12 protein-coding genes and 3 pseudogenes are annotated in these 16,893 nt (G+C 70.0%); 8 read left to right on the top strand and 7 right to left on the bottom strand.

Annotated features, from left to right (window positions below; translation table 11 throughout):
- Nucleotides 1–519: 519 nt before the first annotated feature.
- From gyrB to LRS74_RS32685, 3 genes and pseudogenes are all read left to right on the top strand, one after another.
- Nucleotides 520–2,553: a DNA topoisomerase (ATP-hydrolyzing) subunit B gene (gene gyrB / locus LRS74_RS32695; protein ID WP_277744405.1), complete on the top strand. Its 2,034-nt coding sequence runs from the start codon at nucleotides 520–522 to the stop codon at nucleotides 2,551–2,553.
- A gap of 181 nt (nucleotides 2,554–2,734) precedes the next feature.
- Complete coding sequence (locus LRS74_RS32690; RefSeq protein WP_277744404.1) at nucleotides 2,735–3,568, top strand: NAD(P)H-binding protein; 834 nt, start codon at nucleotides 2,735–2,737, stop codon at nucleotides 3,566–3,568.
- Between the two features lie 377 nt (nucleotides 3,569–3,945).
- Nucleotides 3,946–4,266, top strand: a pseudogene (locus LRS74_RS32685) (MarR family transcriptional regulator); the annotation flags it as partial.
- Nucleotides 4,267–4,444: 178 nt separating this feature from the next.
- Here the strand turns inward: LRS74_RS32685 and LRS74_RS32680 are convergent.
- Nucleotides 4,445–5,101 carry a hypothetical protein gene (locus LRS74_RS32680; protein WP_277744403.1) on the bottom strand — a complete coding sequence of 219 codons (657 nt, stop codon included), beginning with the start codon at nucleotides 5,099–5,101 and terminating at the stop codon, nucleotides 4,445–4,447.
- 276 nt (nucleotides 5,102–5,377) lie between these two features.
- On the opposite strand from LRS74_RS32680, the gene LRS74_RS32675 reads away from it, so the two are divergent.
- Nucleotides 5,378–6,088, top strand: coding sequence for an N-acyl homoserine lactonase family protein (locus tag LRS74_RS32675; protein WP_277744402.1), 711 nt, complete (start codon nucleotides 5,378–5,380; stop codon nucleotides 6,086–6,088).
- Between the two features lie 72 nt (nucleotides 6,089–6,160).
- On the opposite strand, the gene LRS74_RS32670 is transcribed toward LRS74_RS32675, so the two are convergent.
- Together LRS74_RS32670 and LRS74_RS32665 are read right to left on the bottom strand one after the other, a co-directional pair.
- Nucleotides 6,161–6,559 carry a hypothetical protein gene (locus LRS74_RS32670; RefSeq protein WP_277741838.1) on the bottom strand — a complete coding sequence of 133 codons (399 nt, stop codon included), beginning with the start codon at nucleotides 6,557–6,559 and terminating at the stop codon, nucleotides 6,161–6,163.
- Nucleotides 6,556–7,404 carry an IS5 family transposase gene (locus LRS74_RS32665; protein ID WP_277741837.1) on the bottom strand — a complete coding sequence of 283 codons (849 nt, stop codon included), beginning with the start codon at nucleotides 7,402–7,404 and terminating at the stop codon, nucleotides 6,556–6,558. Before LRS74_RS32665 ends, LRS74_RS32670 begins: the two co-directional genes overlap by 4 nt.
- A 274-nt stretch (nucleotides 7,405–7,678) precedes the next feature.
- Between LRS74_RS32665 and LRS74_RS32660 the strand changes: the two genes are divergently transcribed.
- Nucleotides 7,679–9,283: an MFS transporter gene (locus LRS74_RS32660; protein ID WP_277744401.1), complete on the top strand. Its 1,605-nt coding sequence runs from the start codon at nucleotides 7,679–7,681 to the stop codon at nucleotides 9,281–9,283.
- A 196-nt stretch (nucleotides 9,284–9,479) separates the two neighbouring features.
- Here LRS74_RS32660 and LRS74_RS32655 read toward each other — a convergent pair whose 3' ends face one another.
- Together LRS74_RS32655 and LRS74_RS32650 are read right to left on the bottom strand one after the other, a co-directional pair.
- Nucleotides 9,480–9,929: a GNAT family N-acetyltransferase gene (locus LRS74_RS32655; RefSeq protein ID WP_277744400.1), complete on the bottom strand. Its 450-nt coding sequence runs from the start codon at nucleotides 9,927–9,929 to the stop codon at nucleotides 9,480–9,482.
- Nucleotides 9,930–10,045: 116 nt separating this feature from the next.
- Nucleotides 10,046–10,891 carry an oxidoreductase gene (locus LRS74_RS32650; protein WP_277744399.1) on the bottom strand — a complete coding sequence of 282 codons (846 nt, stop codon included), beginning with the start codon at nucleotides 10,889–10,891 and terminating at the stop codon, nucleotides 10,046–10,048.
- A 108-nt stretch (nucleotides 10,892–10,999) separates the two neighbouring features.
- On the opposite strand from LRS74_RS32650, the gene LRS74_RS32645 reads away from it, so the two are divergent.
- From LRS74_RS32645 to LRS74_RS32635, 3 genes and pseudogenes are all read left to right on the top strand, one after another.
- Nucleotides 11,000–11,983, top strand: coding sequence for a LysR family transcriptional regulator (locus LRS74_RS32645; RefSeq protein WP_277744398.1), 984 nt, complete (start codon nucleotides 11,000–11,002; stop codon nucleotides 11,981–11,983).
- Nucleotides 11,984–12,021: 38 nt separating this feature from the next.
- Nucleotides 12,022–12,501: pseudogene (locus tag LRS74_RS32640) on the top strand (MMPL family transporter); the annotation flags it as partial.
- A gap of 61 nt (nucleotides 12,502–12,562) precedes the next feature.
- A pseudogene (locus LRS74_RS32635) lies at nucleotides 12,563–13,239 on the top strand (response regulator transcription factor).
- A gap of 56 nt (nucleotides 13,240–13,295) precedes the next feature.
- Here LRS74_RS32635 and LRS74_RS32630 read toward each other — a convergent pair.
- Nucleotides 13,296–14,027: a CDP-diacylglycerol diphosphatase gene (locus LRS74_RS32630; protein WP_277744397.1), complete on the bottom strand. Its 732-nt coding sequence runs from the start codon at nucleotides 14,025–14,027 to the stop codon at nucleotides 13,296–13,298.
- Between the two features lie 291 nt (nucleotides 14,028–14,318).
- The gene (locus tag LRS74_RS32625) at nucleotides 14,319–16,664 is read right to left on the bottom strand and encodes a pyruvate dehydrogenase (RefSeq protein WP_277744396.1); all 2,346 of its coding nucleotides are present in this window, start codon (nucleotides 16,662–16,664) and stop codon (nucleotides 14,319–14,321) included.
- Between the last annotated feature and the right edge of the window lie 229 nt (nucleotides 16,665–16,893).

Raw genomic sequence — 16,893 nt, 5'->3', positions numbered from 1 at the left:
GCACCGCAGGCACCGGGAACCGATCGCCCACCGCCTCGCACCCCCGGGACCGAACGAACACCCTCACGCCCAGCTCAAGCCGCTCCCGACGGAGTACGCCGACCAGCTCGCCAGCACCATCGACCATCGGCAACCGTGAACGTCCGCTGCTGACTGGCGGCCTGACTCGGCGCCACCGATGACCGCGGAGGGGTACGCCGGAAATAGCACCTGGGGCCCTACGCGGCAAGGCGCCAAGAAAGCCCCCGAGTGGCACTCTGACGCGTTTTCAAGGAGTCCAGGCAGGGGGGATCGAAGCCATGGGAGTTCGGGGCACAGGGTGGCACATAGAGGCTCTCTCACCCCTCCAGCAAGGGGCATCTCCCGTATCGTGGACAACGTTCCGGCAGTCAACGGTCCCGAGGCCCGTTGGCGTCCGGGCCCCTGTTTGGGCTGCCGTGCCCTGTCTCCGCCAGCTGTCCGGCCGCTCCCGCACCGTGGTGCGGGAGCGCGGTCCGCCATGCCCGAAAGAGAGCATCTGTGACCACTTACGACACTCGCACCGCCACCGATACTCCCGGATCCCAGCAGCCCGGCCACGTGGGCGCGGCGTCGTATGACGCCAACGCGATCACTGTTCTGGAGGGCCTGGACGCCGTACGCAAGCGGCCAGGGATGTACATCGGCTCCACGGGAGAGCGAGGGCTGCACCACCTCGTGCAGGAGCTCGTGGACAACTCCGTGGACGAGGCACTCGCGGGAGTGGCCGACCGGATCGACGTGACGATCCTGGCCGACGGCGGCGTGCGGGTGGTCGACAACGGTCGCGGCATCCCGGTGGGGACGCACCCGGTGGAGCAGCGGCCGGCCGTCGAGGTGGTGCTGACCGTGCTGCACGCGGGCGGGAAGTTCGGGGGCGGCGGGTACGCGGTCTCCGGTGGTCTGCACGGTGTGGGCCTGTCGGTGGTCAACGCGCTGTCGACCAGGCTGTCGGCGGAGATATGGACCGACGGTCATCGGTGGACGCAGGACTACGGGAACGGTGCCCCCATCGGCCCACTGGCCCGCCACGAGGCCACCTCCCGGACAGGCACCTCGCTGACGTTCTGGGCAGACGGCGACATCTTCGAGACCACCGCATACTCCTTCGAGACGCTGGCCAGGCGTTTCCAGGAGATGGCCTTCCTCAACCGCGGGCTCACCCTGACCCTGACCGACGAACGGCCCTCCGCGCGCGCGACGGCCGCGGCCGACGAAGTCGACTCGGACCCGGCAGCGAAGACGGTCTCCTACCGCTACGACGGCGGCATCACCGACTTCGTCGTCTACCTCAACGCCCGCAAGGGCGAGCCGGTCCATCCCTCGGTCATCACCATCGCCGCCGAGGACCCGGAACGGCTGCTGTCGGCCGAGGTCGCGCTGCAGTGGAACAGCCAGTACACCGACAGCGTGTACTCCTACGCCAACGCCATCCACACCCATGAGGGCGGCACCCACGAGGAGGGCTTCCGCACGGCCCTGACCACCGTGGTCAACCGCTACGCGCGGGAGAAGAAGCTGCTGCGGGAGAAGGACGCCAACCTCTCCGGCGAGGACATCCGCGAGGGCCTGACCGCGATCATCTCGGTCAAGCTCGGCGAGCCGCAGTTCGAGGGCCAGACCAAGACCAAACTCGGCAACACCGAGGCGCGCACCTTCGTACAGAAGGTCGTCCACGAGCATCTGACCGACTGGTTCGACCGCAGCCCGAACGAGGCCGCGGGCATCGTGCGCAAGGCCGTCCAGGCGGCCACAGCCCGGGTCGCGGCCCGCAAGGCGCGCGACCTGACCCGTCGCAAGGGCCTGCTGGAAACGGCGGCGCTGCCGGGCAAGCTGTCCGACTGCCAGTCGAACGACCCGGCGATGTCGGAGATCTTCATCGTCGAAGGAGACTCCGCCGGCGGTTCGGCCAAATCCGGCCGCAACCCGCAGTACCAGGCGATCCTCCCGATCCGCGGCAAGATCCTCAACGTGGAGAAGGCCCGGATCGACAAAGTTCTGCACAACCAGGAGATCCAGGCGATCATCTCCGCGTTCGGCACGGGCGTGCACGAGGACTTCGACATCGCCAAGCTCCGCTACCACAAGATCATCCTGATGGCGGACGCCGACGTCGACGGCCAGCACATCAACACCCTGCTGCTCACCTTCCTGTTCCGCTTCATGCGGCCGCTGGTGGAGGCCGGGCACGTCCACCTCTCCCGCCCCCCGCTGTACAAGATCAAGTGGAGCCGGGACCACGTCGAATACGCCTACTCCGACCGCGAACGCACCATGCTCCTGGAACAGGGGCGTCATGACGGTCGCCGGATCAAGGACGACTCCATCCAGCGCTTCAAGGGCCTGGGCGAGATGAACGCCGAGGAACTGCGCGTCACCACCATGGACCCCGACCACCGGGTCCTGGGCCAGGTCACCCTCGACGACGCGGCCGTCGCCGACGACCTCTTCTCCGTCCTGATGGGTGAGGACGTCGAAGCCCGCCGCCACTTCATCCAGCGCAACGCCAAGGACGTCCGCTTCCTCGACATCTGACCGTGGGCACTGCCCCGCCCCCGCCCCCGCCCCCTGCGCCGGATCAACCTCTCCGAAGTGGAGGCCGCGGGAGGCGCCTTCGACCACGAGGTGGCGCTCGACGGGACGCCTTGACCTGAAGTGCGGTTGAGCTTCTAGCGTGATGCTCAGATGACCAACGGGTAAGGAGAGGGGAACGCTCATGATTCTGGTGACCGGGGCCACGGGCAACGTGGGTGGTGTGTTGCTCGACGAGTTGCACGCCAGCGGGGTCGGGCCGCTGCGGGCGCTCACGCGCGATGTCACACAGGCCCGATTTCCCGAAGGTGTTGAGGCGATGAAGGGGGACTTGGCGGACCCGACGTCGTGGAAGCCCGCGTTCGAGGGGGTGCGCTCGCTGTTCCTCGTGCCCCATCTGGGTCCGGATGCCGAGATCCTCCAGGCCGCCCGGCATGCGGGCGTCGAGCATGTGGTGCTGTTGTCATCGATCACCGTGCAGACGCATCCGCACCTGGGCCCGGCTCAAGGGAATCGGGAGGTTGAACGGCTGCTCAAGGAAAGCGGGATGGCGTGGACGGTCCTGCGGCCGACACAGTTCGCGTCGAACACGTTGATGTGGGCGACGGCCGTGCGTGAGGGAGAGGCCATCCACGCGCCGTACGGGGACGTCGCCCTGCCCACGATCCACCCGGCGGACATCGCCGCGGTGGCACGGGTGGCTCTGACCGAGCCCGACCACCAGGGACGAACCTATGCGCTCACCGGTCCCGAGCGCGTGACCCCCAGGCAGCAGGTCGCGGCGATCGCGAGCGCACTGGGGCGTGCCCTGGACTTCTCCGAGATCAGCCGGGAGCAGGCCCACGCGCGGATGGTCGCGGTCTTCGGGGCCGAGGCAGCGGACGCCGTGCTCGACGTCACGGGTGGGGACGTCAACGACGAGCTGTCGACGGTGCGCGACACGGTTTCCCGTGTCACCGGCGCCTCGGCCCGTCCCTTCCGGCAGTGGGCCTCGGAGAACGTCGCCGCGTTCCGTTGACCTTCATGTCCAGGTCGGGGTTTCCTCCCGGTGAGGGAGCATGCGACCTCCGGGCGGGTCGGGCGGTCGGCGACCCCACTCGCGCAGGGTGGCGATCGCCGCCGGACCCCGAGGCGGTGTCCGGGTGGATCGTCTCGCGGCCTCGCGCCGCGCGGGGTCGGCGACCCTGGTCACCTGCCTGGGCGTGCGGGCGGTGAGTCGCCGGCCTGGGCATGCGGGCGGTGAGTCGCCGGCCTGGGGGGGGCGGACGGTGAAGGGGCGGCTCCGCGGTTTCATGGTCCGCCCCTTCGGTGTGAGCGCGGCGTCGGCGGGTCAGGCGTCCAGGGGCCGCCAGGCTGGGCCGTCTCCATCCTGCTGGACGTGAGCGCGCCGCCACCCTGGGCCTCACCGCGTCCCAGGCGACCGCACTGCGGGAGATGAGCGGTCCGGTGACCATGCGGGAGCTCGCCGAACGCATGAGCTGCGAGCCGTCCAACACCACCTTCGTCGTCGACAAGCTGGAGAAGCAGAGGCTGGTAGAGCGCCGCCCGCACCCCACCGACCGCCGTGCCAAGCATCTCGTCCTCACGGCCGAGGGCACCGCACTGCGCGAACGCCTCGTCGAACTGCTCGCCGTGGACTCCCCGCTGTCCGGCCTCACCCCCGAGGAGCAGCGCCTCCTTCACGGCCTGCTGGAGCGGGCCATCACCCGTCCGTGAGTCGGCGTCGGCGCGGCGACGGGGACGGCACGGGAGGGCGAGGCGCCGCGGCCTGAAACCGCTGGAGCAGTGTCCATGTCCCGTCGCCAGAGCACAGCCGGTGCCGTTCGCAGACCGTCTTCCATGGACGCGTACCCGGCAGGCCCTCGCCGTCCTGCGCATGCACCGGGCCCGTGCCTTACGACGCCACACCCTTGAAATTACCCGTGACCTCCCCACCGCCGGCACCCAGCCGCAGGACGAAGGAGCGGCCGTCAAGGCGCAACCGCAGGGAATCCCAGTTCTGGAGGACATGTTTGTCACCGCCCCGCGTGTCGTTGGCGAAGTCCTCGACTCGGGTACACGTGGCATCCGCCACAGCGCCGACCTTGAAGACCTGGCTGTCCGGGGAGAACCGCAGCCGGATGGCCCCGACGGGAGTGCCATCGTCGTTCAACCGGATGCCGAACACTCCGGACAGCGACTGATCGGGCCCGAGGACCGTCTGATCGATCACGCCCTCCTCCACCGTGCTCACCCGCTGCTCCTCGACATCCTCGAGAAGCCGGTCCGGGCACACGCGGGAACCGCTGGGGCCGACCAGTGACGGCGACCCGCCCCCCTCGGGCGAAGGGCCACGCCGGTCCGACACGGGGGTGAACACCGCGAGTACCAGCAGAGTCGCCCCGATCACCATGATCGGCAGCCCGGCTCCGAGCGAGCTGACCTGGATCCCCTGGCCGCCGAACGTCGCCTGGATCGTGCCCCCGGGCTTGTCGGGGAACCGGAGCAGGACCAGGGCTCCGAAGACGAGAAGAGCAACCCCTGCGGCGGCGAGCACGATCGGTACGGTCACCCCCTACAAGTAACGAACCTCTGCCCCTCCCCCACGACATCCACCGGCGCGTCCCCAGAGGAGCACACGATCAGGGCCCCCGACGTAGACCGGCGCCCTGGCCGGCTCGCCCCTCGAAGCCGGTGAGGCCGTCTCCCGGAGCCCCCTCCGGAAGCGCGGCGCAGCAGTCCCCCACACCGGTCCCAGGGAACCGCCCTTGGGCGACCAGACGCCGATGGTCATTCCGCTCTCGGCAAACCGACTGGACGGCGGGGCACCGCCTGCGAGGATGACGGCATGGGGCAGAACATGACGGTCCGTCGACTGGACCTGGGGTACTTCATCCGGCCCGCATCGGAGACGGGCGGCCCGCAACCGCGGGTGGAACCCGCGCTGGCCTACCTGGTCCAGCACCACCGAGGTCTGATCCTTTTCGACACCGGCATCGGCACCGCCGATGCCGGGACCGAAGCCCACTACCGGCCCCACCGCCGAGCGCTGCCGGACGCCCTGTCGGCAGCCGGGGCAGCCCCCGACGACATCTCTCTCGTGGTCAACTGCCACCTGCACTTCGACCACTGCGGCGGGAATCCCCTCCTGGCCAGGAAGCCCATCCTGGTCCAGGACGTGGAGCTGGCCACGGCCCGCCGCGGCGGCTACACGGTGGACGAGCTGATCGACTTTCCCGGCGCGACATACGAGGAACTCACCGGCGAGGCCGAGATCTGGCCGGGAGTCTGGATCATTCCGACACCGGGACACACCCAGGGCCACCAGTCCCTGGTCCTTCGGCAAGGCGACGGCTCCGTGATCCTCGCCGGCCAGGCGCACGACTTCGCATCCCAGTTCGCCTCAGACCACCTCGCCCGCCAAGCGGCTCTTGACGGCGTGAAACAGCCGCTTCCCCCCTATCGGTCCTGGCTGGACCGACTCGCCGACTTCGACCCACGACGCGTGCTCTTCGCCCACGACTGCTCGGTCTGGGAACCCTCACAGGGCGACTTCTGAGTGGGCGGTTCGTGAGGTGATGTCCGTTTCCGGTTGAGGTTGGGGCAAGGTCGCTGGTGGAGGTTCCGTCTGCTATTGCTTCCTGGCGAAGTTGCCGGTGTCGGCCTCGGTGAGGATCCCGAGTTTGACCAGGCGTTTCAGCTTGGCGCGGGTGCCTTCGACGTTCTTCGGCAGCAGTTCGTGGCCGAGGGCTTCGCAGACGTCCTTGGCCCGTAGCGGCCCGGTCGCGTGGTTGAAGGCGGCGAGGATGCGGGGGTAGTCCGGGTGCTCGGGCAGTTCCGGCGGGGATGCGGGGAGCCGGTCGGCGAGGCCGGTGATGGTCTTGCGGGTGATCGCGAGGTGCTCCAGGTGCATCTCGGCCTCCCGCAGCCGGGTCTGCAGGTCGTTGATTTGTGCGCGGAGGTCGTTGGCCAGGGCCCGGGCGGCGTCTTCCTGGAGGTCCAGGGCGTCAAGCAGGGGCTGGATGTTCACGCTGCCACCGCCTGCGCCGTGCGCCAGGTGGGGGCGTTCGCGCCGGTGAGGCGTCGGGTCATGACGTGGGTCATCGCCCAGTAGACGCGGGAGGCGGAGGAGGAGGGGCGGTGCTCGTAGTCGCGGACCAGGCGCCGGTGCAGTATCAGGATCCCGTAGGTCTGCTCGACCCTCCACCGCTTCGGCTGCGGCACGAACCCCTTGTCCTGCGGGTTGCGTGCGACGATCTCGACGTCGATGCCCAGGCCGGCGCCGTGTTCGACGACCTGGTTCTTGAAGCCCTGGTCGACCAGGGCTTTGCGGACGCTTCCGCCGGCGTGCTCGGCGACCTGGTCCAGCAGGACGATGCCCGCGGCGTTGTCGTGGGTGTTCGCGGCGAGGACGACGACCGCGATGACCAGGCCGAGGACGTCCACGGCAAGACCCCGCTTGCGGCCGGGCACCCGCTTGGCCGGATCGTGGCCGCTCGTGGAGGCGGGGACCCCGGCGGCCACGTGGACACTCTGGGTGTCCAGGACCACCAGGGTCGGGTCCTCTAATCGTCGGGCGCGTTCACGGACCTGGCAGCGCAGGAGTTCATGGATGACCTGGTCGGTCCCGTCGTCCCGCCAGGCGGCGAAGTAGTAGTAGGTCGCGCTCTTGGGCGGCAGGTCGTGCGGGAGATAGGCCCACTGGCAGCCGGTCCGCCCCTGGTAAAGGATCGCGTTCACGATCTCCCGCATGTCGTAGGCACCCTGGTGGCCGCTGACCGAACGGTGCCGGTCCTTCCACGCGGTGATCACCGGCTCGATCAACGACCACTGCTCGTCCGATAAGTCACTCGGATACGGCTTGCGTTCACTCACCCGGTCACATCACCAGATCACCAACCGCGGACCGGCAGATTCCGCCCCGCCGCCACACCATCAGGCGACAGCAGATCCACTCAAAGAGTCACGAACCGCCCACTGAGAGGCGGTACGCGGCCCTGCGCCACGCACCCGACGCGCACCCGTCCGGGTGGCGCGGCTTCGCCGGGCATGCCGAATGCCCGACCTCGGACCCCATCTGTGCTCCCTTGAGGTGAGGTGCCGTGCACGCCTCTCCCCGGCCGCGGCGGAACTGCCCGGAGGTGACGAGGTGCGGCGCTGGCGAGCCCTGATCGTCCTGGGGACGGCACAGTTCCTGATGGTCCTGGACACATCGGTGATGAACGTCTCGATCAGCCAGCTGGTCGAGGACTTCGACACGGACGTCACCGCGATCCAGGGCGTCATCACGCTCTACACCCTGGTCATGGCCGCCTTCATGATCACGGGTGGAAAGCTCGGCGACATGCTCGGACGCCGGCGCGGGTTCGCCATCGGACTGGTCGTGTACGGCGTGGGTTCCGCGCTGACGGCGGTAGCGCCGGTCCTGCCGGTGCTGGCCCTCGGCTGGTCGGTCATCGAGGGGCTCGGCGCGTCGCTGGTCCTGCCCGCCCTGGCCGCCCTGGTGGCCGGGGCGTACCGGGGCCGGGACCGGGCGGTCGCCTACGGGGTCATCGGTGGCCTCGCCGGAGCCGGCATCGCGGTGGGGCCGCTGGTCGGCGGTTGGGTGACGACCTACCTGACGTGGCGGCTGGTGTTCGCCGGCGAGGCCGTGCTGGTCGTGGCCATGCTGTGCTGCATCGGGTGGATCCCCGACCAGCCGCGCACCGGTCCGCGGCCCCGGCTCGACGTCGTCGGCGCCCTCCTGTCCGCCCTTGGTCTGGCGCTCGTGGTGCTGGGCGTCCTGCAGAGCAGCTCCTGGGGGTGGCTGCGGCCCCGGAACTCTCCGGTCACCGTCTTCGGGTTCAGCCTCACCCTCTTCGTCATCGCCGCCGGTGCCGTCGTCCTCTGGCTCTTCCGAGAGTGGGAAAGACACCAGCACAGCAAGGGACGCGAGCCCCTCATCCAGTTCTCGCTGCTCGCCGTCCCACCCCTGCGCGCGGGCCTGACCATGCTGCTGTGCCAGAACCTCATCCTGCTCGGCCTGTTCTTCACCATCCCCCTCTACCTGCAGATCGTCCAGGGATACAACGCGTTCGAAACCGGCGTCCAACTGCTGCCGGTGTCGGTCACCATGCTCGTGTCCGCCATGAGCGGCCCCCTCCTCGGGCGTGTCGCCAGCCCCCGTACGGTGGTACGGCTCGCGCTTCTGGTGCTGCTCGCCTCGATCCTGTGGCTTCTGGCCACCGTCGAGCCACAGATCGACACGCTGTCCTTCGCCCTGTCGATGGCCCTGCTGGGACTCGGTATGGGCCTCCTCGCCTCCCAACTGGGAAACGTGACCCAGTCGAGCGTCGGGGAAGCCCGTCGCAGTGAGGTCGGCGGTCTGCAGTACACCGCCCAGAACCTCGGCTCATCCCTCGGCACCGCGCTCATCGGCGCCCTCTTGATCGGTGCCCTCGTCAACGCGTTCACCACCCGGATCGAGAGCCACCCCGACATCTCCGAAGCGGCGCAGGAGCAGACCAGCATCGCCCTGCAGGCCGGGGTCAGCTTCGTGAGCACCGACCAGGTACGGGCCGCCGCCACGCGCGCCGGGCTGCCGCCGTCCGAGGCCGACGCCATCGTCGACGCATACGCCGACGCACAGATCCAGGCACTCAAGGCGGCAGTCCTGGTCACCGCGGCCATCACCCTCGCCGCGTTCCCGTTCACCCGCCATCTGCCGCGGCGAAAACCACGCGAGCAGCCCCACCCCACAGCTGAGACGCCCTGACCCACACCCACGAGCACCTCTCCCCTGGGAAACCGGCCGGAACCGTCGGGGCCGAGGTGGTGGTGCGGGCCGGCCGTCCATCAGCCTCCCAGCCGCCCTCCCCCACGGCGCGGCCTCCGGGTCAGGCGACGTCCCCACCAGAGGCCGTGACACCACGGCGGTGAACCACTGTCCACCACCAACGCGGCGGTGTCGGCTACAGCAGCCGCTCGAAGCACAGCGAGGACTCCACGCCCGCGTACGCGCCGAAGTTCGGGATCCGCTCATATCCGGAGCGGCTGTAGAAGCGCACGGCATCGGGCTGGCGGTCTCCCGTCTCCAGCCGAAGTCGGGTCCAACCCCGAGCGCGCGCCCAGTCCTCCAGCGCGCGGAGAACCAGCGTCGCGACGTGTGAGCCACGCCGATCCGGCTCGACGTACATGCGCTTGACCTCGCCCACCCCCGCCCCGAGATCACGCAGCCCTCCGCACCCCACGGCCACGCCGTCATGGTCGTGAGCGAGGAAGAACACCGCGACGTCCGCAGCGGACGGCGCCACACCAGGCTCACTGTCCTCGGTGCCATAGCGGACGGCGATCTCGGCTCGCTGCCGCGCCCGCAGCCTCATCGCATCGGCGTCTTCCCAGGCGACCTGTCTGATCTTCACGCTGCGGATTGTCCGTCAGACGTGTTTCACGAGCGTAAAACCACTCCACCGGACTCCCCGACGTCGATCACAGCGGATTCCGCCCGCAGCGACGGGTCCCGCGCCGCCCGGGACCGTCACCGCGCGTCGAAGTCCGTCCCCCGGGAGACCTCCTCCCACGCGGCGAGCTCGGCCCGCACCGAGTCCAGGTGGCCGACGAGGAAGTCCACCGCGTCGCCGCCCAGGGCGAGCCGCAGCGGCGTGTTCTCGGCGTCCAAGGCCAGCCGGATCGCCGCGGCGGCCTTCGCCGGGTCTCCGGGCTGGGTGCCGTCGCCGCCCTGCACCAGCTTCCGGGTGGCGCCGACCTTCTCCGCGTACGCCGGGTGTTCCTGGGAGAAGTAGGCCGCGCCCTTGCCGAACAGGTTGGTGCGGAACGCCCCGGGCTCCACGATGAGCACCCTGATGCCGAACGGGGCCACCTCGTCGGCCAGGCCCTCCGACAGTTGCTCCAGCGCCGCCTTGGTGGCGCTGTACGCGGAGAAGCCGGCGAAGGACATCTGTCCGCCGAAGCTGCTGATGTTGACGATCGATCCGCTGCCCCGCTCGCGCATCTGCGGCAGCAACGCCCTCGTCAGCCGTGCCGGTCCGAAAACGTGCAGCTCGAACAGGTCGCGGAGCTCCTGGTCGGTGGTCTCCTCGAAGGCACCCACCTGGGTGCGGCCGGCGTTGTTCACCAGCACGTCCACCCTCCCGTAGCGAGCCAGAACGTCACCGGCCACCGCGTCGATCCGCTCGCCGTCGGTGACATCCAGGCTGATCGCCTCCACCCGGTCGGGGTGCGCGGCGACCAGGTCGGCCAGCGCCTCGGGCCGTCGGGCCGTACCGATCACCGTGTCACCGGCGGCGAGGGCGGCCTCGGCGATGGCTCGCCCGAAACCGCTGCTCGCGCCGGTGACCAGCCAGACCTTGCTGTTCTCGGTCATCTCTTCGTCTCCCTCGTCCACCGTCGTCCGGGACCTCCCCGCCGACAGCCCCCATCCTTCGTCGTGATCAACGATCGCGTCCAAGATCTGTTGTGATAGCCATGAGTTATGGATGTCCATGGACGCGATCTGCGCTACTTCGCCGCGATCGCCGAGGAGTTGAGCTTCACGCGGGCGGCCGAGCGGCTGTTCGTCTCCCAGCCCGCGCTCAGCAAGCAGATACGGATGCTGGAGAAGCAGTTGGACGCGAGGCTGTTCCACCGGGACCGGAGGGCGGTGCGGCTGACCGCGGTAGGGGAAGCCCTGCTGCCGCACGCCCGCGGCGTACTGGCCGCGTGGGAGGCCGCCGCGGCGGCGGTGGAGGAGGCCAGGGCCGCCGAGCGCCACACGCTGGTGATCGGCATGTCCACCAGCCCAGGCCGCGGGCTGCTGCCCGCCCTGAGGACCCGGCTGGTCTCCCAGCACCCGGACGCACGCCCCGTCCTGCGGCAGGTCAACTGGGCCGACCCCGGCGCCGGGCTGGCGGACGGTTCCAGCGATGTCGCCTTCGTCTGGCTTCCCCTCCCCGACGGCCACCGCTACCGGTACGTCGTCGTTGCCCGGGAACCACGCCTGGTGGCGCTCCCGCTGGGGCACCCCCTGGCGGAGCGGGCCGCGGCCGATCGCGAGGGAGCGGTGGACTTCGCCGATCTCCTCAACGAGCCCTTCCTCGCCCTTCCCCCGGAGGCCGGCCCGCTGCGGGACTACTGGCTGGCCCTGGACGCCCGAGGTGGCCACGCGCCACGGATAGGCGGCGTGGTGGCCAGCGCCGAAGAGACCCATGAGGCCGTCGCCAACGGCCAGGGTGTGGCGCTGCTGGCCACCGGTAACGCTCCACTGCTCGTCCGAGACCATGTGATCGCCGTACCGGTCCGCGGCATCTCCCCCTCCCATCTGGCGGTGGCCGCCCGCCGGGACGACGAGCGGCCCCTGGTGCTGGCCTACCTGGCCGCGGCGGCGAGAGTAGGCTCCGAGACCTCCGGTCCGGCGGACGGCGCTTCCGCTTCATGGTCGGGTCCACCGATCGGTGGACAACAGGTTCCACCGGTCTAGGCTGTCGGCCGCGGCACCCCGCCGACCAGCATGAACGCATGACCAATCTCCTTGTACGCATGGCCCGATGGAGCGCTGGACATCCCTGGCGCGCCATCGCCGGCTGGTTCCTCTTCGTCGCTCTGTGCCTCGGCGCCGGGATGAGCGCCGGTGTCAACGCGGCGAGCAGTGAGGACTTCCGCATCGGCGAGGCGGGTCGGGGCGAGGCCATGGCGGCCGAGGGGGGTCTGGAGCAGAAGCCGCTGGAACGGGTACTGATCACTGCCAGGCCCGGCACCGGGCGCCTGGATCAGGCCGCCGCCCGGGCCGCCGCACACGAGGTGTCCCAGCGCATGCGGGGCCTGCCTGAAGTCCTCTCGGTGGCCGCGCCGGTGCGCTCCGCCGACGGCACGGCGATGCGGGTCGATGTGACCTTGAAGGGCCCCGAGTTGGACGGCAAGAAGCACGTCGAGCCGCTGCGCGCGCAGACGGCCGAGGCCCAGGCCGCCCACCCCCGTCTGCGGATCGAGGAGACCGGCGGCTCCCCCGGCGAAGGCACCCGCCTCCTCGCCCACCTCCCCACGAAGGGCCGGGAATGACATGGCAGACACGACGCGGGACTCCGCACGAGACACCGTCCGCATCGTCGTCGTCGACGACCACACCGTCATGCGCGCCGGCGTCATCGCCCTCCTCGCCTCGGAGCCCAGCATCGACATCGTCGGCGAGGCCGGCGACGGTCGCGCCGGTGTCGAGCTCGTTCAGCGGCTACGACCCGACGTGGCCCCCTCGACCTGCGGATGCCCGTGCTCGACGGAACATCCGCCACCGCCGAGATCGTCGCCGGGGACGCCGGCACTCGGGTGCTGATCCTGACCACGTATGAGACCGACGTCGAAATCGAACGTGCCGTGGAGGCGGGGGCCATCGTCTACCTCCTCAAGGACACCACACGCGAACAACTCACCGACGCCGTGCACTCCGCGGCCCGCGGCGAAACCGTGCTCGCCCCCCGCGTCGCCCAACGCCTCACGGCCCGTATACGCCAACCCACGCCCCCCGCGCTGACCCCGCGCGAAACCGACATCCTGCACGCCGTCGCCGACGGCCTCACCAACACCCGGATCGCCACCCGGCTCACCATCGGCGAAGCGACCGTCAAGACCCACCTGCTTCGCGTCTACGCCAAACTCGATGTCAACGACCGCACCCACGCCGTCATCAAGGCCCTCGACCACAACCTGCTCACCCGACCCCGGCCCGGAACACCGCGCTAGGAGGCGCCCTCAACCGAACGCCCGGGAGCATGCGCCCGCTGCCGCGGCGGGTGCGGCTACTTGCACCTGAGGATGTAGTCGCAGGTGCCGGTTCCGGGGCCGGGGCTCAGGGTCGGCTCGCTGTTCAGCACGTAGAATCCGGGATTCTGCGATCCCGGAATCACGATCAGCGTTTGTCCTGCCATGCGGTTGGCCGCGCCGGGCACGTGCTTGGCCAGAAGGTAGAAGAGGTTGTCCTTCTCGGGGATGGACTCCTTGATGTAGAGCCCCCGATAGGAGCGATCCTGTGATCCCTTGGGGTCGTGGCCCGGCACGAGGAGAACCTTGTTCGCCCAGTCATCCGGTTTGGTGGCGAGCTTGCTCACGTTCTTCTCCAGATGGTCCCGTGCGTAGGGGTTGAACGCGACCATGTGGATGTGCAGTTGGTCCTCGGTTCGGTCGGCCGCCGAGTTGATCCCCAGGCCGGTTCCGGCGGCGCTCATCTTGAGTTCCACGTATTCCCACGCGGTGTTCCAGTAGTGAAGGTCGGGAGTGTTCCAGACGTCGCGGCACTCGATTCCCTTGACGCGCGCGGTGGGGACCAGCAGGAGGTCGTCGTCCGCTCCGCCGCTCATCACGGCGCACTCCGGTTTCCCGTAAAGCCTCATGATGGGGTTGCAGGAGCCGAGCGGCTTCTGCGACCAGTTCTTCACCTTGAGCCAGAGGTAGAACCTGTCGCCGTCGTCCTTGTCGCCGCAGTCGGGGGTGGACAGGGCGCCAGGCTGGCCTTCCCGCTGATTCTCGGACATGTGCCGCCTCCGTCATGGTCGGAAAGCCGCGGCCCGACTTCGGAGCGGGTCGCGCCCCCTCAAGGCCACTCTGTCGCCGCCTCGGGGGCGCGTCATCCGCTCAGCGGACAGATATGCGCATTCACCCCGTATGGAGCAATGCGTGCCGTCTCGACTTGACACGGCGGGAACCCCGCGGGTGACCGGCGAGTGCCTGGCGGCGGCCGGCTGGCGTCGCCCCGGCGACGGCGGGATCGGCGTCCCGTACCCGCGGACGGGACGAGGCGCCGATCCGGCACCGGAGGCGTACGGTCAGAGGTCGGCGAGGTCCAGGGCGGCGCCGACGATGGAGTCGGCGTCGATGCCGTGGTAGCGGTAGACGTCGTCGATGGTGCCGCTCTGGCCGAAGCGCGACACACCCAGTGTCTGCACCGGCACGTTGTTGACCGTGCCGAGGAAGGCCAGGGTGTGCGGGTGGCCGTCCACGACGGTGACCAGCGGGGTGGCCCGGTCGGCGGGGAAGACCTGGTCGAGGATCCAGGACGGGCCCTCCTCACGCCCTCGCCGCGCCCGCGTCGCACGGAAGAGCAGATCCGGGCTGGTGACGCAGACGACGTCCGTCGGGTGGCCGAGGGCGTCGAGGCGCTCGGCCGCGGCGAGCGCCTCGGGGACGGTGGCCCCCATCGCCGCGATGGTCAGCACCGGCCGGGAGCGGCGGCGGAGGGCGTAGGCGCCGGCGACGCTCTGACGGCGGCGGCGCTCGCGGGCGGCGGGGTCGGCGGGTACCGCGGCGAGCTGCTGGTCGACGGGGCGGGTGGACAGGCGCAGATACGCCGACTGCCCGTCGGGGCGGCCCAGCTGGGCGAGGGAGGCGAGCAGGCACCACTCGGTGTCGATGACGAAGGCGGGTTCGTAGCTGACGCACCCGGGCTGCTCGATGCCCAGCGACGGGGTGGTGATGGACTGGTGCGCGCCACCCTCGGGGGCGAGGGTCACCCCGGAGGGGGTGCCGACCAGGATCGACTGGCCTCCGGCGTAGATGCCGAAGGACCACGGCTCCAGGGCCCGGTTGACGAAGGGGTCGTACAGGACACCGATGGGCAGCAGTGGCTGACTCCAGCGGCTCCAGGTGGTGCCCAGCTCTCCGAGCAGTCCGACGAGGTTGGTCTCGGCGATGCCCAGCTCTATGTGCTGTCCGGTGGGGTGTTCCCGCCAGTGCAGGATGGTCTCAGCGTCGTCGGCGAACCAGTCCGGCCGCTCCGTGGGGGACCACACCTTGATCTTGTTGAGCCAGCCGCCCAGGTTGGTGGAGGAGCTGACATCCGGGCTCACCGTGACGATGCGCCCGGCCGCCTCGGGGGCCTGGCGGGTGAGGTCGAGCAGGACACGGCCCAGCGCCTGCTGGGTGTTGCCGGTGCCGGTGGGGGTGCGACCGATGTCGGTGGGCACGGCCGGCGGCTCCCGGGGCGGGAAGGCGGGGCGGCGCAGCCGTGCGGCGGTGCGGGCGCACAGCTCGGCCTCCGGGCTGTCCGCCGGGAAGGCGGTCCACGGGGCGTCGAGGTCGGTGCCCAGGCGGGCGGCGAGCTCCCGCATCTGCTCGGCCGACATCAGCGAGGAGTGGTTCTGCGGATGGCCCTCGCTGTGCAGGCCGTGCCCCTTCACGGTGTAGGCGAAGATGACGGTGGGGCGGGTGTCGTCGATGCCGTCGTACGCATGGAGCAGGGCCTGGAGGTCATGGCCTCCGAGGTTGCGCAGCGCCGCGTGCAGCGTCGCGTCGTCGAGTGCGGACAGGAGCCGGGCGATGGGCTCGGCCGTCGTACCGGTGCCGGGCAGGCGCTCGCGCAACTGCTCGGGCGTGCAGCGCAGCAGCCGCTGGTACTCGGGGTTTCCCATGGTGTCCAGCCGGGTGCGCAGCTCGGCACCGCCCGGGCGGGTGAACAGCTCCTGCAGCAGTCGTCCGTACTTGAGCGTGATCACCTGCCAGCCGGCGGCGGTGAACATCCCCTCCAGCCGGCCCGCGGCGATCTCGGGAACGACGCGGTCCAGGGACTGCCGGTTGAGGTCGACGATCCACACCACCTCCCCCAGCCCCGCGACCGCCGGGTCCTGCAGCGCCTCCCAGCAGGCGCCCTCGTCCAGTTCGGCGTCACCGATCAGGGAGTACTGCCGCCCGGTCCCCGCTCCGCCGAAGTGGCCCTCCACATAGCGGCGGGCGATGGCTCCCCAGATCGGCGCGGTGGCGCCGATGCCGACCGACCCGGTGGAATAGTCCGCCGGGTCGGGGTCCTTGAGGCGGCTGGGGTAGCTCTGCAGGCCGCCGAAGGACCGCAGCGTGGTCAGGTAGCGCTCGTCCAACTCGCCCAGCAGGTAGTTGATCGCGTGCAGCACCGGCGAGGCGTGCGGTTTGACCGACACGCGGTCCCGCGCGTCGAGGTCGTGGAACCACAGCGACGTCATGATGGAGACCATCGACGCGGAGGACGCCTGGTGACCACCGACCTTCAGCCCGTCCGGGTTGGGGCGCACCCGATTGGCGTGGTCGATGATCGCCGTCGACAGCCACAGCACGCGCCGTTCGACCGACGCCAGCACCTCCAGACGGCTCCGATCCGCGACGCCCCCCGCACCCGGAACCGCGGACGTAAGCGTGTCCGCCATGACAACCAACCCCCAACTGAGTGAACGTAGAACGGTTTCCACTTCGCACTACGGCGAGATGATCAGCGTACTGCCGGGGTCGCTTCGCGGGGTGCCCTCGGCGGGCCACCGCGAAGGCGGGGGTGGAAGGCAGGAGGCGGGTCGTGGTGTGGGCTCACCGGGTGAGTGGTGTCGGGTGCTCACCCGGTGAGCGGTTCCGGGTACTCACCGGGTGAGCGGTGTCCGGCCC

Source organism: Streptomyces sp. LX-29 (genome assembly GCF_029541745.1).
In the GTDB taxonomy this organism is placed as follows: domain Bacteria; phylum Actinomycetota; class Actinomycetes; order Streptomycetales; family Streptomycetaceae; genus Streptomyces.
Note: the sequence above shows the minus strand (reverse complement) of the source record. Positions and strands in the feature narration are given on the sequence as shown.